The organism is Pseudomonas sp. R5-89-07 (assembly GCF_003851685.1).
GTDB lineage: Bacteria > Pseudomonadota > Gammaproteobacteria > Pseudomonadales > Pseudomonadaceae > Aquipseudomonas.
This window is the reverse complement of the sequence record NZ_CP027727.1, coordinates 2,067,578-2,089,949: the sequence shown is the minus strand read 5'-3', so window position 1 is coordinate 2,089,949 and position 22,372 is coordinate 2,067,578. Positions and strand designations below refer to the sequence as shown.

18 protein-coding genes are annotated in these 22,372 nt (G+C 63.1%); 14 read left to right on the top strand and 4 right to left on the bottom strand.

What is annotated here, in order from left to right; genetic code table 11:
• The first annotated feature begins 18 nt into the window (after nt 1–18).
• Nucleotides 19–921, top strand: a complete 903-nt coding sequence (locus C4J94_RS09700; RefSeq protein ID WP_124385944.1) for an alpha/beta fold hydrolase — start codon at nt 19–21, stop codon at nt 919–921.
• Here C4J94_RS09700 and C4J94_RS09695 read toward each other — a convergent pair.
• Nucleotides 910–1,875 (bottom strand): GlxA family transcriptional regulator, encoded by a 966-nt coding sequence (locus tag C4J94_RS09695; RefSeq protein WP_124385943.1) that lies wholly within the window; start codon nt 1,873–1,875, stop codon nt 910–912. The genes C4J94_RS09700 and C4J94_RS09695 overlap by 12 nt on opposite strands.
• Before the next feature lie 91 nt (nt 1,876–1,966).
• Between C4J94_RS09695 and inhA the strand changes: the two genes are divergently transcribed.
• The 13 genes from inhA (at nt 1,967) to C4J94_RS09630 (ending at nt 18,459) form a co-directional block, all read left to right on the top strand.
• Nucleotides 1,967–2,647: an isonitrile hydratase gene (gene inhA / locus C4J94_RS09690; RefSeq protein WP_124385942.1), complete on the top strand. Its 681-nt coding sequence runs from the start codon at nt 1,967–1,969 to the stop codon at nt 2,645–2,647.
• Between the two features lie 442 nt (nt 2,648–3,089).
• On the top strand, nt 3,090–4,529 hold the full coding sequence (locus C4J94_RS09685; RefSeq protein WP_124385941.1) for an undecaprenyl-phosphate glucose phosphotransferase: 1,440 nt from the start codon (nt 3,090–3,092) through the stop codon (nt 4,527–4,529).
• Nucleotides 4,529–5,989 (top strand): mannose-1-phosphate guanylyltransferase/mannose-6-phosphate isomerase, encoded by a 1,461-nt coding sequence (locus tag C4J94_RS09680; protein WP_124385940.1) that lies wholly within the window; start codon nt 4,529–4,531, stop codon nt 5,987–5,989. Before C4J94_RS09685 ends, C4J94_RS09680 begins: the two co-directional genes overlap by 1 nt.
• 1 nt (nt 5,990) lies before the next feature.
• Nucleotides 5,991–6,902: a glycosyltransferase family 2 protein gene (locus C4J94_RS09675; protein WP_124385939.1), complete on the top strand. Its 912-nt coding sequence runs from the start codon at nt 5,991–5,993 to the stop codon at nt 6,900–6,902.
• Between the two features lie 29 nt (nt 6,903–6,931).
• Nucleotides 6,932–7,708: a polysaccharide biosynthesis/export family protein gene (locus tag C4J94_RS09670; protein ID WP_124385938.1), complete on the top strand. Its 777-nt coding sequence runs from the start codon at nt 6,932–6,934 to the stop codon at nt 7,706–7,708.
• Nucleotides 7,709–7,722: 14 nt separating this feature from the next.
• On the top strand, nt 7,723–9,714 hold the full coding sequence (locus C4J94_RS09665; RefSeq protein WP_124385937.1) for an exopolysaccharide transport family protein: 1,992 nt from the start codon (nt 7,723–7,725) through the stop codon (nt 9,712–9,714).
• Nucleotides 9,714–10,904, top strand: a complete 1,191-nt coding sequence (locus C4J94_RS09660; RefSeq protein ID WP_124385936.1) for a glycosyltransferase — start codon at nt 9,714–9,716, stop codon at nt 10,902–10,904. Before C4J94_RS09665 ends, C4J94_RS09660 begins: the two co-directional genes overlap by 1 nt.
• Nucleotides 10,894–12,222 carry a cellulase family glycosylhydrolase gene (locus tag C4J94_RS09655; protein WP_124385935.1) on the top strand — a complete coding sequence of 443 codons (1,329 nt, stop codon included), beginning with the start codon at nt 10,894–10,896 and terminating at the stop codon, nt 12,220–12,222. The genes C4J94_RS09660 and C4J94_RS09655 overlap by 11 nt, the downstream gene beginning before the upstream one ends.
• Nucleotides 12,223–12,230: 8 nt before the next feature.
• Nucleotides 12,231–13,448 carry a glycosyltransferase family 4 protein gene (locus C4J94_RS09650; RefSeq protein ID WP_124385934.1) on the top strand — a complete coding sequence of 406 codons (1,218 nt, stop codon included), beginning with the start codon at nt 12,231–12,233 and terminating at the stop codon, nt 13,446–13,448.
• Entirely contained in the window at nt 13,439–14,542 is a 1,104-nt protein-coding gene (locus tag C4J94_RS09645) for a glycosyltransferase family 1 protein (protein WP_124385933.1), read from the top strand. Before C4J94_RS09650 ends, C4J94_RS09645 begins: the two co-directional genes overlap by 10 nt.
• A complete protein-coding gene (locus C4J94_RS09640) occupies nt 14,539–15,972 on the top strand; it encodes an O-antigen ligase (RefSeq protein WP_124385932.1) in 1,434 nt (477 codons plus the stop codon). Before C4J94_RS09645 ends, C4J94_RS09640 begins: the two co-directional genes overlap by 4 nt.
• Entirely contained in the window at nt 15,972–17,381 is a 1,410-nt protein-coding gene (gene murJ, locus C4J94_RS09635; protein ID WP_124385931.1) for a murein biosynthesis integral membrane protein MurJ, read from the top strand. Before C4J94_RS09640 ends, murJ begins: the two co-directional genes overlap by 1 nt.
• A gap of 22 nt (nt 17,382–17,403) precedes the next feature.
• Nucleotides 17,404–18,459 carry an acyltransferase family protein gene (locus tag C4J94_RS09630; protein ID WP_124385930.1) on the top strand — a complete coding sequence of 352 codons (1,056 nt, stop codon included), beginning with the start codon at nt 17,404–17,406 and terminating at the stop codon, nt 18,457–18,459.
• 135 nt (nt 18,460–18,594) lie between these two features.
• On the opposite strand, the gene C4J94_RS09625 is transcribed toward C4J94_RS09630, so the two are convergent.
• From C4J94_RS09625 to C4J94_RS09615, 3 genes are all read right to left on the bottom strand, one after another.
• Nucleotides 18,595–19,161, bottom strand: a complete 567-nt coding sequence (locus C4J94_RS09625) for a DUF4174 domain-containing protein (protein WP_124385929.1) — start codon at nt 19,159–19,161, stop codon at nt 18,595–18,597.
• A gap of 151 nt (nt 19,162–19,312) precedes the next feature.
• Nucleotides 19,313–19,945 carry a glutathione S-transferase N-terminal domain-containing protein gene (locus tag C4J94_RS09620; RefSeq protein WP_124385928.1) on the bottom strand — a complete coding sequence of 211 codons (633 nt, stop codon included), beginning with the start codon at nt 19,943–19,945 and terminating at the stop codon, nt 19,313–19,315.
• Between the two features lie 48 nt (nt 19,946–19,993).
• Entirely contained in the window at nt 19,994–22,351 is a 2,358-nt protein-coding gene (locus tag C4J94_RS09615; protein ID WP_124385927.1) for a DNA polymerase II, read from the bottom strand.
• Nucleotides 22,352–22,372 lie beyond the last annotated feature (21 nt).

The following is a 22,372-nucleotide window of genomic DNA, read 5'->3' as shown; positions in this document are numbered from 1 at the left end:
AACACTCAGGAGTCGACGATGACCGCCCTCGCCCCCCTGCTCTACGTGCGCACCTCCATGCTCGATATCGCCTACGAAACCCACGGCCCGGTCGAGGGTGCGCCGGTGATCCTGCTGCACGGCTTCCCCTATGACCCCCGCGCGTACGATGAAATCGCGCCGGTCCTGGCCGAGCGCGGCTATCGCGTGCTGGTGCCCTACCTGCGCGGTTATGGCCCGACGCGGTTTATCAACGAGCAGGTCATGCGTTCCGGTCAGCAGGCCGCGCTGGGCAAGGACTTGCTGGACTTCATGGATGCGCTGTCGATCCCCTGCGCCACACTGGCCGGTTATGACTGGGGTGGGCGCGCCGCGTGTATCGTTGCGGCGCTGTGGCCGGAACGGGTGCGCGGGCTGGTGACGGCAGATGGCTACAACATCCAGGACATCGCCCAGTCCCTCAAGCCGCGAGCACCTGCGACCGAACACCGCTTGTGGTACCAGTATTACTTTCACACCCAGCGCGGCGTGGATGGCCTGACCGCCAATCGTCGGGAGCTGTGCGAGCTGTTGTGGTCGCTGTGGTCACCGACCTGGGCGCGCGGGCCGCAGCTGTATGGGCAAACCGCGCCGTCGTTCGATAACCCGGATTTTGTCGAGGTGGTGATCCACTCCTACCGCCATCGCTTCAGGTATGCCTCGGGGGATCCCGCGCTGGAATTTATCGAGCAGGCATTGGCGCTGCAACCACCGATTTGCGTGCCGAGCATTTCGCTGTGCGGGGCCGAAGACGGTGTAGGGCCGCCACCGGAAGAGGACGACGATGTCGAGCGTTTCAGCGCTTTTTATCGGCGGCAGGTGTTGCCTGGCGTAGGCCATAATATTCCTCAGGAAGCGCCGCAGGCCACCCTCGCAGCGCTGCTGGAATTGCTAGGCCGGTGAAAACCGTTCGCGGTAGGCCTGGGGCGTCACCGACAGGGCCCGCAGGAAACTGCGGCGCAAGGTTTCTTCACAACCAAACCCGCAGTGCACGGCGATGCGCTTGATCGGGGCTGTGCTGTCTGCCAATTGCCGGCGTGCGCTTTCGACCCGTATCAGCTCCACGGCCCGCGCCGGGGTCTGGCCGGTTTCGGCACGGTAGTGGCGCACGAAGCTGCGCTCGCTCATCCCTGCCTGGGCGGCCAGGGTGGAAATACTCAGATCCAGCGTGAGGTTCTCGGCGATCCAGGCGTGTAATTCAGCAAAGCGGCTGTCGCTCTTTTGCAGGGACAAGGTCACGCTGAATTGCGACTGCCCGCCGGGACGCTTGAGAAATACCACCAGATGCCGCGCCACTTCCAGGGCGACGGCGCGTCCCAGATCCTCCTCCACCAGGGCCAGGCACAGGTCGATACCAGCGGTCACACCGGCCGAGGTCCACAGCGCGCCTTGCTGGATAAAGATCGGATTGGACTCCACCGTCAATGCCGGAAACTTGCGCGCCAGCTCTTCACAGCGCGTCCAGTGGGTGGCCACGCGGCAACCGTCGAGCAGGCCACTGGCGGCCAGCAGAAAAGCGCCGGTACACACCGAGGCCATGCGCCGGGTGTGCCGCGATTTTTCCCGCACCCAGCGCACCAGCGTCGGGTCTTCGGCGGCGCCGTATACGCCCCAGCCGCCAGCGATCACCAGCGTGTCGCACGGCTGCTCCGCGACGGGCAGCGGGTCGGCCACCAGCGCCAGGCCGGCAGACGTCATTACCGGTCTGGCCTGGTCAGCGATCACATTCACCGCATAGGGCAAGGGCAACCCGCGCTGGCGGGCCAGGTCATTGGCCGAAGCGAACACTTGCAGCGGCCCGGTGACGTCGAGCACTTGGGCATTATCGAAAGCGAGGACATGAATGATTCTGGGCATGGTTGGCGTGATCTGTGGGCTCAATGGCGTATGCGCCAAAGCCTAGGCCCCTACAGTGGAGCCGTCCACCCCTTTTATTGGAGCTTCACTCATGACCTTGCACATCGGTTTCCTGCTATTTCCCGGCATCCAGCAACTGGACCTTACCGGCCCCTATGACGTGCTCGGTTCGCTGCCGGACGTGAAGCTGCACCTGGTGTGGCAAGACCTGGCGCCGGTCACCTCCAGCACCGGCCTGGTATTCACGCCGACCATCACCTATGCCGACTGCCCGAACCTGGATGTGCTGTGCGTGCCCGGCGGTGCCGGTGTCGGCGCGTTGATGGAGGACCCGGCCACGTTGGACTTTCTCAAGGCCCAGGCGCAAACCGTGCGCTACATGACCTCGGTGTGCACCGGTTCGCTGGTGTTGGGCGCGGCGGGTTTGCTGCGCGGTCGCAAGGCCACCACACACTGGGCCTACCACGACCTGCTCGCGCCGTTGGGCGCGATCCCGGTGCAAGCGCGCGTGGTGCGCGACGGCAACCTGTTTACCGGCGGCGGTATCACGGCGGGTATCGACTTTGCGTTGACCCTGGCGGCGGAGTTGTATAGCGAAGCGGCGGCGCAACTGGTGCAGTTGCAAATCGAATATGCACCGGCGCCGCCCTTCGATGCGGGCCGGCCAGAGACAGCGCCGGAGCATGTGGTGGAGGAAGCCAGCAAGCGTACGGCGCAATCGCGCAAGGTGCGTGGAGAGATCACCGCACGGGCGGCTGCGCGATTGGGTTGAATGTAATCCCGTAGATGATCATTCCCACGCTCTGCGTGGGGATGATCTTACGATCTGTGAGTGCGTCCCTGCTTCAAGCATTTAGCCGCTCGGCGTCCCCCCTTCCCACCACCCCTCAAAAGCTTTTCCTGCCAAACAGGAAAAATCTGACATTTGTTCCTACACTCCAAATCACATCCCAGCACCGGGTGACAGAACAAGGAACGTCAACAAAATGGCACACATAACTCAAATTAACGTGTCTATAATGCCAACTTCGTTTCATGGTCAACTTATTGACTAAGCCGCAAAAGGGAACTCCTTTAGCCACTAGCCCCGCAAAACTTCCTTCATTTGGATGGTTTCACTTGGATGAATGGTTGCGTTTTAACCAGATGTAGCGCGCTGCCTGCTCGATGGGTCGGTCGCAAAGCGAACCTGGTGTGCAATGAGGGATGTTTGTATGCGCGAGAAGTCATCAGTTGTCAGTTTGTTTCTGACCCGGGCCGGCTTTGTTGAGTTTTTTGTTGTTTTTGTCAAGTTGGTCCATGGGCTGACCGCCATCTTGCCACCGCTGGTCCTGGCGATTTTCCTCGACCCGATGGCGCCCGAGATGCGCTCGCACTTCCTGGGGCTGCTGCTGTTTTTCGCGGTGCTGACGGTTATTCTGTTCCAGGCCCTGGGCATCTATTCCGAAGAGCTGTTCAGCAACCGCCTGCGCCTGCGCGCCAACATCGTGGCCTGGTCGTCGGCGTTCTGCATCCTGCTGTTCATGTACCAGATCCTGCAGGTGTTCCCGCAATTGAACCCGCGCAATCTGGTGGCGTGGTACTTCGCCAGCCTGGGGCTGTTCTGCCTGGAGCGCCTGGTGATGCTGCGCCTGTACCGCAACCTGATGCGCAAGGGCAAATTCCTGCAACGTACGGTGATCCTGGGCTTCACCGACACCGCCGTGCATGTCGCCGACCACCTGCAACGCAATGGCGATATCCGCTCCGGTCTCATTGGCTTCATCGACGACCGCACCGAACGCATCCCCAAGGAACTGAGCAACCTGCCTCTGCTGGGCAATACCCGCGACCTGGAAAAGCTGATCCGCGCCGAGCAGGTCAACCAAGTGATGATCTGCCTGCCGTGGGCCGCCGAGCAGCGTATCCATGGGTTGGTCAATCGCCTGCGCCAGATGTCGGTGAACGTGATGCTGGTGCCGGACATGGCCGCCCTGCGTTACGGTCACAGCCGCATCACCGATGTGGGCGGCATCCTCATGTTCAACACCTCGCAGTTGCCGCTGCGCGGCTGGTCGCCCTTTATCAAACGCTGCGAAGACCTGCTGCTGGCCAGCCTCACCCTGGTGGTGCTGTCGCCGGTGATGCTGTTGACAGCCATTGCGATCAAGCTCGATTCCAAGGGGCCGGTGCTGTTTCGCCAGAACCGCTATGGCTACAACGATAATGAAATCCGCGTGTTCAAGTTCCGTTCGATGTTCACCGACCAGAGCGACTTCACCGCCGAACGCCAGACCACCCGCGAGGACCCGCGCATTACCCGCGTCGGGCGCATCATCCGCAAAACCAGCATCGACGAACTGCCGCAGTTGTTCAACGTACTGCAGGGCAACATGTCGATGGTCGGCCCACGCCCCCACGCCACGGCAACCAAGGCGGCGGGCGTTCCATTCGAAGTGGCAGTCAGCGAATACAGCTCACGGCACCGGGTCAAGCCCGGCATCACCGGTTGGGCGCAAATCAACGGCTACCGGGGCGAAACCGACACCCTGTACAAAATCCAGAAACGCGTCGAGTACGACCTGGAGTACATCTCCAAATGGTCGGTGTGGTTTGACTTGTACATCGTTTTCATGACGGTCCCGGCCGTCCTTTCCACCAAGGAAGTCTATTGATGAATACCCTCAACGGATTAATTCCCTGCATCATTTCCGGTGGTTCGGGCACGCGCTTGTGGCCGGTATCGCGGCAGAACATGCCCAAGCCGTTCATGCGCATGCGCGACGGCCAGAGCCTGCTGCAGAAAACCTTCCAGCGCGCCGCGCGCCTGCCCGGCGTGGAAAGCGTGCTCACGGTGACCAACCGCGACCTGCTGTTTCGCACCCTGGACGACTACCGCGGGGTCAACAAGGCCCACCTGCCCCTGGACCTGCTGCTCGAACCCTTCGGGCGCAACACTGCGGCGGCGATTGCCGTGGCGGCGCTGCATGTGCAGGAACATTTCGGTGGCGACGCGCAACTGCTGGTGATGCCCGCCGACCATCTGGTGCTCAATGAAAGCGCATTCGCCGACGCCGTCGCCCAGGCCCGCGACCTGGCCGAAGCCGGCTACCTGGTGACCTTCGGCATTCAACCCGACCACCCGGAGACCGGTTTTGGCTATATCGAAAAAGGCGAAGCGCTGCGGCTGGGCAACCGCGTCAAACGCTTTGTCGAAAAGCCCGACCTGGCCACCGCCCAGGCCTACCTCGACGGCGGCAAACACTTGTGGAATGCCGGGATGTTCTGCTTCAAGGCCAGCACCTTGGTGGACGAACTTAACACCCACGCGCCCGACGTGCTGATCGCGGCACGTGCCGCCCTCGAACACAGCCAGCACCTGCAAAACAAAACCTCGCGCCAACGCGAGCTGGACAGTGACGCCTTCGGCAGCGCGCCGGACATTTCCATCGACGTGGCGCTGATGGAAAAGTCCACGCAAGTGGCGGTGGTGCCGTGCGACATCGGCTGGAGCGATATCGGTTCCTGGGAAGCCCTGCGCCAGCTCACCCCCAGCGATGCCCAGGGCAACCAGGTCAATGGCGAAGCGATTTTGCATGACGTGCACAACTGTTACATCGACTCGCCCAAGCGCGTACTCGGTGCGGTCGGCGTGCGTGACCTGATCATCGTCGACACCCCCGACGCCCTGCTGATCGCCGACGCCCACCGCAGCCAGGACGTGCGCTACATCGTGGCCGAACTCAAGCGCCAGAACCATCCGGCCTTCAGCCTGCACCGCACCGTCACCCGGCCGTGGGGCACCTACACCGTGCTGGAGGAAAGCAGCCGCTTCAAGATCAAGCGCATCGTGGTCAAGCCCCAGGCGTCGCTGTCGCTACAGATGCACCATCACCGCAGCGAACACTGGGTGGTGGTCAGCGGCGCAGCGCAGATCACCAATGGCGAGCGCGAATTTTTGATCAACGCCAACGAATCCACTTATATACCGGCCGGGCACAAACACCGCCTGACCAACCCCGGCATCATCGACCTGGTGATGATCGAGGTGCAAAGCGGCGAGTACCTGGGCGAAGACGATATCGTGCGTTTCGATGACATCTATGGGCGTGCGCCCGCCGAAGTGAAGACGTGACATGCGCACCTCACTGATCATTCCGACCCGCAATGCCTCCAGCCACCTGGCGCGGTTGCTGCCAGCGCTGAAGATGCAAACCCTGCAACCGGACGAGATGCTGGTGGTCGACAGCGCGTCCAGCGATGACACCGTGGCGCGCTTTCGCGACTATGGCGCGCGGGTCGAGGTGATCGATGCCCGCACCTTCAACCACGGCGGCACGCGGCGCTGGGCCAGTGAGCAGGTGAGCGGCGATGCCCTGATCGTGATGACCCAGGACGCCATTCCCGCCACCCCCGAAACCTTCGCCAACTTGCTCGCTGAACTGCAGCAGGATCCGCTCAACGGTGTGGCCTATGGGCGCCAGTTGCCGCACCCGGATGCCGGCGTGCTGGGCGCGCAGTCGCGACACTTCAATTACCCGGCCCAGAGCCGTAGCAAGCGCCTGGCCGATGCCCCGGAACTGGGGATCAAGACCTGCTTCAGCTCCGACTCGTTTTCCGCGTACCGGCGCAGCGCCTTGCACGCTGTGGGGGGCTTTCCCGCCGATGTCATCGGCAGCGAAGACGCCTACGTCGCGGCACGCATGCTGATCGAAGGCTACACCGTGCGCTACGCCGCCTCCGCGCAGGTGTACCACTCCCACGATTACCGACTCATGGATGAGTTTCACCGCTACTTCGACATTGGCGTGTTCTACGGTCGCGAACCGTGGATACGCCAGGCCTTTGGCGATGCCGGCGGTGAAGGTAAACGCTATGTACTGGCTGAACTCGCGGCGTTGCGCGCAGCCGGTGCATTGCACCGCGTACCCGAAGTACTGGTGCGCAGCGCGTTCAAGTTGCTCGGCTATCGGCTGGGCCATCAGGAACGTCGGCTACCCCTCGCCCTCAAGCGGCGCATCAGCATGTTCCCCGGTTATTGGAGGTGAGCATCATGACCTACAGGAAGTCCTATTTGATGAAACGAACCCTGCTCGTCCTGGCCATGATGGCCCTGGCCGCCTGCAATACACCCGCACGCATCGTCGCGCCTGACGGCAAGACCGTCGAGGACGGCAAGCGTGCCCTCGACCAACTGGCTCAACTGCCGCCGGCGGTGGAACGCATCCGCATCGGCGACCAGTTGCGCATCGTGCGCGATGCCGGGGAAATGCCGACACTGTCGGCGTTCAACGTCAGCACGATCTATGAGCTGACGCTGTACACGGTGCAAACCGACGGCAAAATCAACTACCCGTTCCTGGGCCCGATCCAGGTGGCCCGACGCACGCCGGGCGAAGTGGCGAACGAGCTGAGCAACAAGCTCGCGCCGGTGTATCGCGAGCCGCGGGTGACGGTGAACATCAACCAGGCGCCGGGCAATTCGATCATCGTCGGCGGCGCGGTGAACAACCCGACCACGGTGCCGATCGCCTCGGCCAACACCCTGGAGCAAGCCATTGTCGGCGCCGGCGGGGTCAACCCGGCAGGCAACGCCAGCATGGTTGCGCTGTTGCGCGAGGATAACCAGGGCACTTATCGCGCCTACTTCCTGGACTTCAGCCAATACCTCAAGACCGGGCCCAACGGGCGCAAACAAGTGCCCCTGCAGCGCGGCGATGTGGTGTTCGTGCCCAAATCCAACGTGGGCGAGCGCATCCAGGGCGTGGATACCTACCTGAACCAACTGATCCCATTCACCAAGTCGATCGGGGTTGGCTACAACTACACCCGAACCAGCGGCGGCAGTAACTAAAGGAGCGACATCCCATGATCGAGATCCGTTCTTTTCGCGATCTTCTGCGCCTGTTCTTCATCTTCCGGCATGAGTTCAAGCTGGCGGCCATCGCGGCGCTGGTGATCATTCTGCTGGGGGCCTTCCTGCTGCCCGCCAAGTACGAATCCACCGCGCGCCTGCTGGTCAAGCCGGGGCGTGATTCAACGCTGCCGATCGAGATCAGCAACCGTCAGGCGCTGGTCATGCCCAGCACCCAGCGCGACCCGATTGTCGATGAGGAACGCCTGCTGACCGGTCGCCCGATCGTGCGAGCGGTGGCTGAGCATTACCTGGAAGTCATCGACAAAATGCCGCCGCCGGAAGGCATCTGGAAACGCACCAAGTACTACGTCAAAAACGGCATCGGCGCAGTGTTCGACGGGGTGCGCGTGGTGCTGGAAACCGTGGGCGTCATTGAACAGACCACGCCGGTGGAGCGCCTGGCCGCAAGCCTTGAGAAGAACTTCGAAGTCAGCCACGCGGCGGGGTCCACGGTGATGGACATCAGCTTCAAGTGGAGCGACCCCGAGATCGCCCAGGCGGTGGTCAAGAGTTGGGTGGAAACCTACATCAACGAACGCACCCAGGCCCTGGGGCGCAAGAGCCTGTACGCCTTCTATGAAGGCCAGGTGTCCAACAGCGCCACCGAAATCAAGAGCTACAAGGAGCAGATCCTTGCCCACTTGAACCAGATCGGCGCGGCGAGCATCACCGATCGCCTGGAAGACTTGTCCGAGCGCATCAACGTGTTGCGCGGCGAGACCTTCAACACCACGCGCTTGATCGCCTCTTCGGACAGCGCCCTTGAGAGCACGCGTACCCAGCTCAAGACCCAGCCCAAGGAAGTGACCACGGTTCGCCAGATTGCGCTGAACCCGCAGCAACAGGATTTGCGTCGTCTGCTTAACCAGAAGCTGCTGGAAAAAGCCGACATGATGCGCACCTACACCGATAACGCGCCGCCGGTCAAAGCGCTGGATGCGTCGATCCGGGCGATGCAGGCCCAGGTCGCCGGTGAAAGCAACACCGTGCAAAGCTCGGAAAACCGTGCGCCGAATACCCTGGAAATCCACTTGCAGCGGGTGCTGCTCGATGAGTCCAGCAACAACCTGGCATTGCGTACCCAGCTGGTGCAACAGCAGAAGCAACTGGTCAACCTCGAAGCGCAACGCAAGGAGGCCCTGGAGATTGAACCGGAGCTGGCGCGCCTGTCCCGTGAACTGAGTGCCACCGAGCGCAACTACGCGCTGTACGTGGACAACCTGGAAAAATCGCGTATCGACCGTGAGCTGGATAACAGCCAGATCAGCAACATCGCAGTGATCGAGGAAGCCACCCTGAACCCAGGGCGTATTTTCCCGAAAACCCTGCTGATGCTGTTACTGGCAATTCCGTTTGCCATCGTCGTTGGGCTGCTGGTGATCTACCTGTGCTACCTGCTCGACCAGCGCATTCATGATGGCGGCCTGGTGGAACGCAAGTTCGGCCTGCCGCTGTGGACCACCCTGCCGGAGCTGGACACCAGCACCGCGCAAGGCACCAATGCGTTCAATGCGAGCATCTACCGGCTGTACGGCCTGCTGCAGCTGGACCGCGTGGCCGAACGCGGCCTGACCCTCGGGCTGACCTCGGCGCGCCACGGTGAAGGGGTGACCTTCGTGGTGGAACAACTGCGCCAATTGCTCCAGGAAAACGGCATCACCGTGCGCGTCGGCGGAGCGGCACCCGCCGAGCCGGGCGAAGTGGTGCTGCTGGATGCCTCGGCGCTGCTGGACAACCGTGATGCGTTCGTCACCCTGCGCCGCGCCGACCTGATCGCGCTGGTGGTAGAAGCCCAGAAGAGCACGGTGCCGGTGGTGGAGCATGCGCTGTCGATCCTCAACACTGCCTTCGGCAAAGTCGATGGCATCATCATCAACCGGCGTAAATTCGAAGTGCCGGCCAAGGTGCTGCAGACCATCGCCAAATACCGGGGGGCGTTCTGATGCGCATCGCCCTGCTCGCGCCTTTGCCACCGGAAAAGAATGGGATCGCCGATTACGCGAACCATTTCAAGACGGCATTGGAGCAGTTGGGCGTGACGGTGGTGACACCGTTGAATGGCGTGGAAGGCTCGAGCGCGGCGATCAAGCAGGCCATCGCCGCATTCGACTGGCGCAGCGTGGACCTGGTCCACGCCGAGCTGGGCGGCGGGCGCCTGGGAGAGTTCCTGGCCTTGCGCGAGTTGCGTAAGGCCTACCCGAAGCTGCCGCTGACGGCCACCGTGCACGACCCCGAGCGCATCGTGTGGCGGCGCGAGCGGTTGCCCTTCCCGCTCAACCTGCTTGAGCGCCTGCCCAGCCCGTTGCCGCAGGCGGCGGTGGTGCTGGCAGACCCATTGACCCTGCGCGAAGAACGCCATGTCGCCGGCGGCCTGACAAGGCTGATCACCCTCACCCGCCTGGGCGCCGACTGCCTCAGCCAGCGCATGCAACTGCCCGCCGGCAAAGTGGCGGTGATCAACCACGCCAACCTGGCCATTGCAGCCGTGGCACTGCCTCCGCTGGACACGCTGCACCTGCTGTACTTCGGTTTTATCTACCGTGGCAAAGGCATTGAAGACCTGTTGCAGGCCCTGGCCGCCGTCTTCAAGCAAGCCCCTCAATTGCGTGACCGTGTGCGCCTGACCCTGGCCGGTGGCACTGCCGCCGAAATGGCGTTTGGCGCAGGCGGCAATTACCTGGAGCAATTGAACCGCCAGATCGCCGACCTCGGCCTGGCGGGCTCCATCGACTGGCGGCTGAATCTGCCGGCCGACGAAATTGCCCAGACGATCCAGGCCCACCATGTGATGGTGCTGCCGTATCGTGAATCGAAAAAACTCGGCCTGCTCGGCCGCCAGCGCGGCACCAGTGGTGCGTTGTCCTGGGCCGCCGCGTGCGGGCGCGGGGCGATTACCTCCGATGCCCGTGCATTTGCCGAAGAAGTCGCCAGCGGTAACGGCGCGATCTTCCCCGAAGGCGATGTGACCGCGCTAGGCGAGCAATTGCTGCGCCTGGCCCGTACACCAGCATTGGCCCAGGACTGGGCCGAACGCGCCGCAGTCATCGGCCGCGAACGCCTTTGGCCGCTCACCGCGCAGCGCTTCAAGCAGCTGTTCGAACAGGCTATCGCGGGAGCCCCGTATGGCGCGTAAACGGACCTACTTCGCCACCCTTGCGCTGATTGCGGCCCTGGGCCTGACTGCCTTTATCTGGGGGCGCCCGGCCGACGCCGAGAACCATGTACTCAAGGGCAACAAGGTGGTGGTGTGGAAGGACTTCCTTGGGGTGAATGCGCAGTTCCTGTGGTTCAGCCCCGAGCGTTACCAACTGCAGATCGACCGCCTCAAGGAACTGGGCCTGGAATGGGTGCGCCTGGACCTGCATTGGGATCGGCTGGAGCCGGCCGCCGACCAATACCAGGTAGCGACCCTGGATGAGTTAGTTACCAAGCTCAAAGACAACCAGCTCAAGTCGGTGTTCTACCTGGTCGGCTCGGCGCCGTTTATCACCACCGCGCCGGCGGGTGCACCCTATCAGGACCAGTACCCGCCGCAGGATCCGAACGTATTTGCAATCCGCATGGCGCTGTTGGCCCAGCGCTACCCCAGCGTCGACGCCTGGCAAGTGTGGAACGAGCCAAACCTGCTGGGCTTCTGGCGCCCGGCGGCTGACCCGGCCGGTTATGCCAGGCTGCTGAGCACCACCGCCGCCGCACTGCGCGCGGTCAACCCGAACAAACCGGTGGTGGCAGCCGGCATGGCGTTTTTCAGCGAAATGCCCAACGGCCAGACCATGCTCGACGGCCTTGATGCCCTGGGTGTGCCAAGCCTGAATACGGTGATGTCCTATCACCCTTACACCCAACTGCCCGAAGGCAACGACCCGGCCAACCTCGACTTCGTCGCCAAGACCAGCTCCTTGAACCAGAAGCTGCGCGCCAGCGGCGTGAAAACCCTGTGGAGCACCGAATGGGGCTGGTCGAACTACACCGGGCCCAAGGAAGCCCAGGACATCATCACCCAACAGGGCCAGGCCGACTACGTGATACGCCGCCTGGCGCTGATGAGCGCATTGGATTTCGACAAGATTTTTCTGTTCACCCTGAGCGACCTCGACCAGCGCGCCAGCGTGCGCGACCGCGCCTACGGCTTGCTCGATATCGACGCCAAGCCCAAGCCGGTCTACACCGCCTTGAAAAATTTCCTCGACGTCAGTGGGCCACAACTGACCCCCGGCGACCCGCCCACCGCCGACCAATTGCCCGACGGCCTGTTCAGTATCGGCTGGACCCGCGCCGATGGCCGCAAGCTGTGGTTTTTCTGGTCGGCGCGTGGCGGCAACGCGCACTTGCCGGGCCTCGCCAGCGCCACGCTGTACGACCCGTTGCGTGGCACGCAAACACCGGTGAGCGGCACCCACGGATTGACTGTACCGGTCAAGTCGAACCTGCAAATTCTGTTATGGGATTGAAGCCCGCCATGCGCATTTTATGGATCCTGCCCTACTCGCCCTGGCCCGCCACCAGCGGCGGCAAGACGCGCCAGTTCCACCTGCTGCGCAGCCTGGCGGCGCGTGGGCACCGGATCACCTTACTGCTGCATGACAAGCACCCGGTGTCGCTGACCGATCGCCAGGTACTGGAAGCGTTTCTGGAGGAGTTGATCATCCTGCCTCGCCGCCCACTGCGCAGTGTGAAAACCCTGGTGGCCGGGCTGTTTGCGCCTTACCCGTTGCTGGCCAGCGTGAATGGTCTGTCGGGGGCGCTGCAGGACACGTTCAATCAATTGCTCAACGAACACTGGGACGTGGTGCAGATCGAGCACACTTACACCTTTGAGCCTTATGAAGATGCCTTGGCGCGCAAATCCCAACCCTTCGTGCTGACCGAGCATAACGTTGAGTCGGCCCTCGGCGCGGCGACCTACGACCGCTTGCCACGTTGGGCGCTGCCGTTCATTCGCTATGATCAATGGCGCTACATGCGCTGGGAGCGGCGCGTGATGCGCCAGGCCACTCAGGTGGTGGCGGTGACCGACAGCGATGCGCAGGTGCTGGAAAAGATTGCCGGCAAACCGGTGCCGGTGGTGGTCAATGGCGTGGACTGCGACCACTTCGCCGGTGCTCGCCCTGACCCTTCGACCCGCCGCGTGCTGTTCCTGGGCAATTATGAATACGCGCCCAATGTGGACGCCATCGAGTGGGCCCTGGATGAAATCCTGCCCAAAGTCTGGGAGCGTTGCCCCGAAGCGCGCATGAGTGTGTGCGGCTTCGGCATGCCCGGCAGTTGGCGCGAACGCTGGCAGGACCCGCGCATCGAGTGGCAAGGCTTTGTGCCGAACCTGTTGAACCTGCAATCGACCTGCTCGGTGTTTCTCGCACCGCTGCGCCATGGCGGCGGATCCAAGCTCAAGGTGCTCGAAGCGCTGGCTGCCGGCCTGCCGCTGGCCAGTACTGAACAGGGCGTGTCGGGCCTGGACCTGGTGGATGGCCAGGACTACCTCGGCGGGCAAACCGCCGTCGGCCTGGCGGACGCCGTGGTGCGCCTGCTGCAATTTCCTGAAACCGCCACACCGATGGGTGAAGCCGGGCGTGCCTATGTGCGCCGCGCTCACGACTGGAGCGTTGCCGCCAGCCAACTGGAGCAGGTGTACGCCAGCCTCTCGCCGCTCAATCAAAAGGAGCCCGCATGCGTGTAGGCCTGGATTACCGCACCGTCGGCACCTCACCGCAGTCCGGCATCAGCCGCCAGGTGTATGCGCTGGAAAGCGCGCTGCGCAGCTTGCCGGACATCGAACTGGAGCGGTTTACCGTGGCGCCCCTGGGCGATGAGACTCGCCTGCGGGCACACTGCCCGGCCTGGGGCTGCGCGAAAACGGCGATGCACCAACCACACAATCGCCTGCGTTTCGAAGCCGGTTTTTTACCCCGCGCCCTGCGTGAACAGCACATCGACCTCTACATCAGCACCTTCAATATGGGCCTGCCACTACCGCCCAAGCCCAAGGGCTTGCGTACCGTGGTGCTGCTGCACGACCTGTTCCAGATCACGCTGGACAACTACCACGCCAGCCGCCTGAAGGCGTTGGTGTACAAGACCACCGATCGCCTGTCGATCGCCTACGCAGTGCGCAGTGCTGACCGGGTGTGGACGCCTTCGCAGTACAGCGCCGACGAAACCGTGCGGTTGTTTCCCCAGGCGGCGGGCAAGGTTCGCGTACTGCCCAATCAGGTGGAGGGCTTCAACGAACCTGCGGCGGACCTGTCCGCGCGCCAATTGCCCACAGGTTTCTGGCTGCTGGTCGGCACCCGTGAACTGCGCAAGAACGTGCCGTTCCTGGTGGATGCCTGGCAACAGGCGCGGCGCCAATCTCCCGGCGTGCCGGAACTGGTCCTGGTGGGCAGCCTTGAGCACTTGCCTGAAGCCCAGCGTACGCTGCCGGGCATTCGCGCGCTGAGTGGCGTTTCCGACGCCGAGCTGCAGGGGCTGTACCGCCAGGCGTCACGTGTGTGGCAACCGTCCTACGCTGAAGGTTTCGGTTTGCCGGTGATTGAAGCGCTGAGCGTCGGCACCCCGGTAGCCGTGGCCAGCGGCACCTCGCTGGACGAAATCACCCCGCCGTCGGCACCGCGCTTTTCGCCCACCGATGGCCCCGCGCTGGTACAGCTGATGCTGAACCTGGCCGAGCGCGCCGATGAAGCCCCGCCCGAACAACACCGCCAATGGGCCGAACGCTTTAACCAACACGCCTATCGCCGACGCCTGGCCGAACTGATCGAGGAACTGAAATGAGACTCTCCCTGGCAAGCCTCGTCGCCATCCTTCTCGGCGTGCTGTTTGGCGTGGTCGCCCTCGCGCTGTCACCGGCCAAGGCCTTTCTTGCCGTGATCGGGCTGGCGGCGGCCGTGACCATCCTGCGCTTTCCCTTCTGGGGCTTGCTGCTGTTCGCCCTGGTTGCGACCTTCATGCCCTACTCCACGCTCAATCTGGGCATTCGCAGTACGGTGAGCGAAGCGATTCTGGCGCTGACCTGGGGCGCGGTGCTGTGGCACAGCTTTCTGTCACGCCTGCCGGATGCACCGCGCCTGGCACGCCGTCCCACCGACCAGATGCTGTTGTGGCTGATGCTGTTCAGCGTGTTCCCGTTTATCGTCGGCCAGGTCAGCATCCACGCCGAAAGCAGCGGTGTGGCCAACTGGCTGCGCTGGCTGCTGAACCTGTCGGGGGTGTTTCTCGCGGCCAAGCTGCTGGTGGACTACAAGCACCGCGAAAGCCTGGTGATCGCCCTGCTGCTTGGGACGTTGGCGATGCTGGTGATGTCGATCGCAGTATTCGTACGCACGCGCTCCGGGGCGGGGATTGCGCCGATCCTGGCGCTGCTCAACTACGGCAATTTCGACACGTTGAAATTCGGCCTGGAAGCCATGTCGTCACGCATGGGCTCGCCGTGGATGCACCCGAATGCCATCGGCGGAATCATGGCGCTGCTGCTGCCTCTGGCCTTCTGCTATGGCATGACCGAGCAGGGCTGGAAGCGCGCACTGGGCCTGGGCGTGGCCTGCCTGGGGGCGGCGGCGTTGCTGCTGGCGAGCAGCCGGGGGGCGATGGTCAGCCTGGCGCTGGTGCTGATCTGGCTGGCGACGCGACGTGTGCCTTACACCGGGCGTTTACTGATGATCGGCGCGGCGTTGACCGTGGCGCTGGTGATGGCTTATCCACCGTTGCAGGAGCGCCTGGCGACCATTTTCTCGTCGAGCAACGCCAGTACCGAAGTGCGTTTCGATGAATACCGCATGTTCCCGCAGGCCGTGGCGGCGTACCCGTTCGGTATCGGTTTCAAAGTCGACCCGCCGGTACCGGGCACGCACTTGCTGGGGATCTCCAACCTGTGGCTGAACTTCATCTACAAGACCGGCGTGGTCGGCATGCTGTTGTTTATCGCGGTCACAGTGCGCTGGTGGCGTGAAGCCCGGCCGGAAAAGGGCCCGATCCGCCTGACCAAGGACAACGCACTGTGGCTGGGCAGCACGGCCGGGATTCTGTCGGCGCTGGTCAGCGGTTTGTTTGACCACTACTTCAGTTTTGCCGTGGTGATGGTGGCGCTGTTCTGGCTGATGGTGGGGATTAACGTACTGGAGGCGCGCCGCTTGTTCCCGGCGCGTCTGCCACAGGTCAAGGCGGTGGTGTTTCGTAAGCCGCTGCTTGATGGCGCGCGCCCCTGATGCTGGGTTCTGCCGTATGGCTGACCGTGGCAACTCTGCTGGGCCTGTGCCTGGGGTTTGCGCGCGAGTGGTTGCTGGTGGCGGCCTGGGGCGCGGGGGAGCGCAGTGATGCCTTCCTCATCGCACTGTTCTTGCCCGAGGCGCTGCGCATGTCGCTGGCCGGCGGCGTATTGAGTGCCGCCGCGCTGCCGTTGTACCTGCAACGCCAGGACGGCGAACGCCTGGACTGGCTGGCGGTGCTATTCCCCGCGTTGATGCTGATCGCGCTGCTCACCAGCCTGCTGCTGATGCTTCTGGCGCCCTGGCTGGTGCAACTGCTTGGCCCTGGGCTGGCGGCGAGCGCCACGGCGCTGGCCGCCAGCAATCTGCAGATTGTGGCGTGGTGTGTGCCGGGCCTGCTGCTGCATGCGCTGTTCAGTGTGCCATTGCAGGCCAGCGAGCGTTTTGTGCTGGCGGGGCTGGGTTCGCTGCTGTTCAACCTGCCGCCAGTGATTTACCTCGCGCTGGCCGGCACCGCCAGCCAGCCGCACATGCTTGCGCTGGCTTGCTTGATCGGCAGTGGCTTGATGCCGCTGGCGCTGCTGCCATCGATCTGGCGCCTGGGCTGGCGGCCATGGCGTGTACAGCTGTCGCTCGCGCCGCTGCGGGAACTGGGCCAGCGCATCGGCCCACTGTTGCTCAGCAATGGCGCCAGCCAGGGCCTGGCGCTGATCGAGCGGCTGGTGGCATCGCTGCTGGGCGAGGGCGCGGTGACCTGGGTCAACCTGGCGCGCAAGCTGATGAATCTGCCCTTGATTGCGCTGATGAGCCTCAACCAAGTGCTGCTGGGCATGATGAGCCGACGCCAGGGCGATGAACGCCTGGCCCTGCTCAAGCGCGGCCTGGAAACCGCCAGCGTGCTGACCTTGCCGGCCGGCGTCGGCCTGGTGGCGGCGGCACCGAGCCTGGTGGCGCTGCTGTTGCCCACCCAGTCGGCGGACTCGCCGCTGCCGCTGTTGCTGGCAGGGTTTGCCGTGCCTTTGGTCTTCGGTGCGTGGAACGCCCTGCTCGCGCGTTATGCCTACGCCGCCGGCGATACGCGCCAGCCACTGCGCTGCGAGCTGCTCGGCAGCCTGGTCAACGTGCTGTTGCTGGGCGTGCTGCCGTTTGCGTTTGGCCTTGCCGGCATTCCATTGGCGGCACTGGCAGGCGTGCTCTGTACCGCGCTGCTGCTGATGCAGCGCCAGGCATTGCTAGGCGCCCTGCCCTGGGCGCGACAATGGCTGCTCAGCGCGGTGCTGATGGGGCTGGCGGCGCTGGTGCTGTTTCGAATCGAAAACGTGTGGCTGCAATTGGGCTTGAGCACCCTGGCAGGCGCCGTGGTGTTGCTGGGTATGGGGCTGTGGCTGAAGCCGTGGCGCAAGGCGTGAATGATCGTTCGGGAAGACTCAGATGAAACATCGTTGGATTCAAATGGATATCGCCAAAGGCATTGGTATCCTGATTATCGTGTATGGCCACAGTTGGTTTGTCGCCACCTCGCTGGACTTGATGTACCCGATCCTGGCGTCATTCGTGCTGCCATTGTTCTTCTTTTTGTCCGGGGTGTTTTTCAAGCCCGAGCAGCCTTTCGTGGAGATGGCGGGGCGCAAGGCCGATGGCCTGCTCAAGCCGTTCTTCTTCACCATGCTGATGTATGTGATCGTGCGCGATGTACTGCGCGGGCAGCCGTTGCTGCCGGATATCGGCGGCGTGCTGTACGCCTCCGTGGACACCATCCCGTGGCAGGCTTTGTGGTTTTTGCCGCACTTCTGGGTGGCGATCCTGTTCAGTTGGTTGATGCTGCGGCTGATCCAGCGTCTGAAGCTGCCGCTGCTGGCCGCTTGCCTGCTGGTCGGCGCGCAACTATTGCTCGGCATCTGGACGCTGCCGTGGTTCTGGCAAGTACCGGCCACCGTCGGCGAGCAAACCTGGACCCTGCCCGGCCTGCCCTTCAGCCTCGACGTGACCCTGATCAGCAGCACCTACTTCATCTACGGCTACCTGCTGCGCGACTGGCTGCGTCGGCATGAAGGCTCGCTGCTGACCCTGTTGATTTCGCTGGTGCTGTTCGCCGCGGTATTTATCTACAGCCACGACACCATGGACCTGGCGCAGCGCCGCTACGACCACTGGCTGTGGACCAGCCTGCTGGCGGTGATCGGCGTGTACATTTGCTGGGCGCTTGCACGGGTGTTGATGGTGTCGAGCGTGCTGACGCGGGCGATGACGTACATCGGCCAGTCGACATTGATCCTGTTGATCTTCCACGGCGAGATCCAGCACAAGACCTTCGACCTGATGGAGCGCCTGGGCCTGCATCCGTTCATGGCAGCGTGCGTGGGCTTTGTGGTGGCGGTGGTGGTGCCGTTGCTGATCGGGGAAGTGATCAAGCGGGTGGCATTCCTGCGGTTCTTCTACTTTCCGTTTCCAGTGCGCAAGGCGCCAAAGCCTGAAGTGCGCGGCTGACTAACGTGGAGTGGCTTGCCCTACTGTAGGAGCGAGCTTGCTCGCGAAGAACTCAGGGGCCCTGTGTTTATCCAGAATAAACCCGGGGCCTGGGCGTTTTTCGCGAGCAAGCTCGCTCCTACAGGGTTATGTAGTTCAATCGTCGAGTGGTTGCGGCGCGGGCTTGTTGCCGGGCTTGGCGGGTTTGGCACCCTTGGCCGGCGCAGGGGGCGCAGGTTCTGGCGCGGCAGCGGCTTCTTTCTCGGCCATCGGCATCTGGTCGATAGCACTGAAGAACTCTTTGAGGTCGAGGCTATCGGGCGGCACGGTCTTCTCGAGTTTTTTCTCGCCGTCCTTGCCGATCAGAATCACCTTGGTGCCGCTGCCAACACCGAGCTTGAGGGCGCGGATCAGGGCATTGGTTTCTGGCGGGGTGAGCTTTTTGCTGTCCTTGGGATCCTTGGCGAACTTCTCGCCTTCGGCGCCGATGCTGCCGAACTTCACGGTGTAGAACACCATGCTGCGCTCTTCGAAGGACTGCTTGGTGGCGGGCTCCTCCAGTTGTTTCCTGAGCGTGGCCAGGGTCGGGTTACCGGCATCGAGTTCCACCACCACCAGAGGGCGGGTTTTGCCCAACTCCAGCTTCAGCGGATTATCATCAGCAGCCAACAACGGCCCCGTAAAAGCCATCAAGGTAGCCAGGGTCAGCGACCGGATGAGCATGCGCACCTCCTTTGAATTCCATGCAGGGTTCTTGAGTTTCATGTCTGCGACAGTCAAATTCAAGGATGATTCCTACGCCACACCCAGAAGCGTAGGTCAGGATGCCCACGCCGCAAGGGATTGGCGGGCGGCGGGGCATTGTTTCTTCTGATTACGAGACTTGCCATTGCGGCCAATGCCGGGCGAACACGGGCGCCACGACCGGGTCGGCATCCACGCGCTCCAAGGTCTGGGCGAAGCCCGGTGCCAGGCTGCGAAGCACCTCGCGCCCCTCGTCCCAGCGCGACACCGCCGCCGCCATGATGCCCAGTGCATTGGGTAGGTTGTCGGGCGTAAACAGCTGGTCGGCAAACTGATCGGCAAACACCACCCAGGCCTGATGCAGATAGCGCCGCGTGCCGGTGGTCAGCTGCGCTTGCAAGCTTTCACCAGCGTCGCCCAGCCAGCGTTGCGGATAGTCGATGATGCCGATGGCCGAATAGCAATTGGCTGCGATGTACAGCAGGCCGCGCAGGATCTGCGCGCGGTTGCCGGCCAACAGGTTGGCATCGGGAAACTCAAGGCCCAGGTGGATCAGAATGGCGGCGCTTTCGGTCAGCACCTGGCCATCGGGGGTGACCAGGGTGGGGATCTGCTTGAGCGGGTTGATGCGCGCCAGGGCTTCGCTTCCCTCGCCGTCGTGCCAGGAGCTGGCGTCCACGCGGTGCCACGGCACAGCGCAACGCTGCAGCGCAATCTCGATCATGCAGGAGCCGGATTCGTCGGTGCCATAGAGTGTGTACATGGGCGTTCCTCCTAAGCTTCAGGTGTAGCGGGGATTATGGCCGATTGCCTAGAACAGGCCCATCTGCCCGCCCACCAGGGTGGCAAAATCATCGTTCACGAATGGCAGGATGGCGTCAGCCACAGGCTGCAATTGGCGCGTCACGTAATGATCGTAGTCGATCGGGGCCTGGCGCACTTCCAGCGGCTGCGGGCCATTGACACTGATCACGTAGCTGATCCAGCCGCCGCGCTGGTACTGGCGTGGGCGCCCGAGGCGGTCGTTGTATTCGTCGGCCAGGCGTGCGGCGCGCACATGGGGCGGCACGTTACGTTCATAGTCATGCAAGGGTCGGCGCAGGCGCTTGCGGTAGACCAGCAACTCGTCGAGTTCGCCGCTCAAGGTGCGGCGCACATAATCGCGCACATAATCCTGATACGGCTGGCGATGAAAGATGCGCTGGTATAGCGCCTGCTGGAATTGCCGCGCCAGGGGCGACCAGTCACTGCGCACGGTTTCCAGCCCTTTGTAGACCATCTCTTCGCTGCCATCTTCGCGCACCACCAGGCCGGCGTAGCGCTTCTTGCTGCCCTCCTCCGCGCCGCGAATGGTCGGCATCAGGAAGCGACTGAAATGGGTTTCGTATTGCAGCTCTAGGGCGCTTTGCAGACCGTACTCCGTATGCAGATGGCTGCGCCACCAGTCGTTGACGTGCTGCACCAGCGCCTTGCCGATGCGGCTGGCGTCTTCCTGAGAGTGGGCGCTGCCGAGCCAGACGAAGGTGGAGTCGGTGTCGCCATAAATCACTTCGTAACCCTGGGCCTCCACCAGCTCGCGGGTCTGACGCATGATCTGGTGCCCGCGCATCGTGATCGAGGATGCCAGCCGGGTGTCGAAGAACCGACAACCGCTGGAGCCGAGCACGCCGTAGAAGGCGTTCATGATGATCTTCAGGGCTTGGGACAACGGCGCATTGTGTTCGCGCTTGGCCACTTCGCGGCCTTCGGAAACCCGCGTGACGATGGACGGCAGGCAATGCCGGGTACGGGAGAACCGCGCACCGCGAAAGCCTTGCACCGAGTCGCTGTCATCGGGATGCTTGAGGCCTTCGATCAAGCCCACCGGGTCGATCAGAAAACTGCGGATGATCGACGGGTACAGGCTTTTGTAATCCAGCACCAGCACCGACTCATAGAGACCGGGACGTGAGTCCATGACGAAACCGCCGGGGCTGGCCTGGGGTGGCTTGTCGCCGAGGTTGGGCGCGACGAAGCCCTGGCGGTGCATCAGCGGCATGTAGAGATGGGTGAACGCGGCGACCGAGCCGCCATTGCGGTCGGCCGGCAGCCCGGTGACGCTGGCGCGTTCCAGCAGGAACTTGAGCAGCTCGGTCTTCTCGAAAATCCGCGTGACCAACTCGCAGTCCTTGAGGTTGTAGCGCGCCAGTGCGGGCTTGTCCTCGGCGAACATGCGGTTGATTTCGTCCATTCGCTGGTACGGCGTGGAGATGTCCTTGCCTTCACCCAGCAGGGTCTGCGCGACGTTCTCCAGGCTGAACGACTCGAAACTCCACGTGGCCGAGCGCAGGGCCTCGATGCCATCGATGATCAGCCGGCCTGCTGCGCCAGCGAAGTAATGGTTGCGGTTGCCGTGTTCGCGCCAGGTCATGGCTTCACCGCCACGCCCCAGCAGAAGCTGCACGTTCAGGCGCTGGGCATGTTCATGCAGCACACGCAGGTCGAACTGCACCACGTTCCAACCGATGATCGCATCCGGATCGTGGGTGGCCAGCCATTGATTGAGGCGTTCGAGCAGTTGGGCACGGGTGTCGCAGTAGTCGAGCTTGAAATCCACCGAGCAGGCCTTGTTGGGCGGACCGAGCATGTACACCTGGCGCTCGCCGCATCCTTCGAGGGCGATGGAATAGAGATCGCCCTGGGCGGTGGTTTCGATATCCAGAGAGACCAGCTTCAAGGCCGGCCGGTAATCAGGCGCGGGCTTCATCTGCGCCTCGAGCAACGTGCCGCTGGCATCCGGCGTACCGCCGAACCAGACAGGGGCGGTGATGAACCGCTCCATCATATAGCGCTCGGGCGGGCGCACATCGCCTTCGTACACATCCACTCCGGCGGCGCGCAGGCGCTTCTCGATGTCCATCACCTGGCGGTGCTGTCGTGCGTAGAGCCCCAGGACCGGTCGGTGATGGAAATCGCACAACTGCAACGCACGCAATTCAATATCGCGCTCGCCCTTGAGCAGCCAATCCAGCGGCTTGCGATAGGCCTCGGGAATAAACACTACCGAGGTTTGTACGGGTAGGCGAATACACCGAGGCCCTTGGTCAGTCGCCAGCCAGAAACTGACCTCTGTGCCCGCCGGGGTGTCGCGCCAATGCCGGGTCAGGACAAACCCCTGCTGTAAATCCACCGTACCGCACCTCAAGAATCG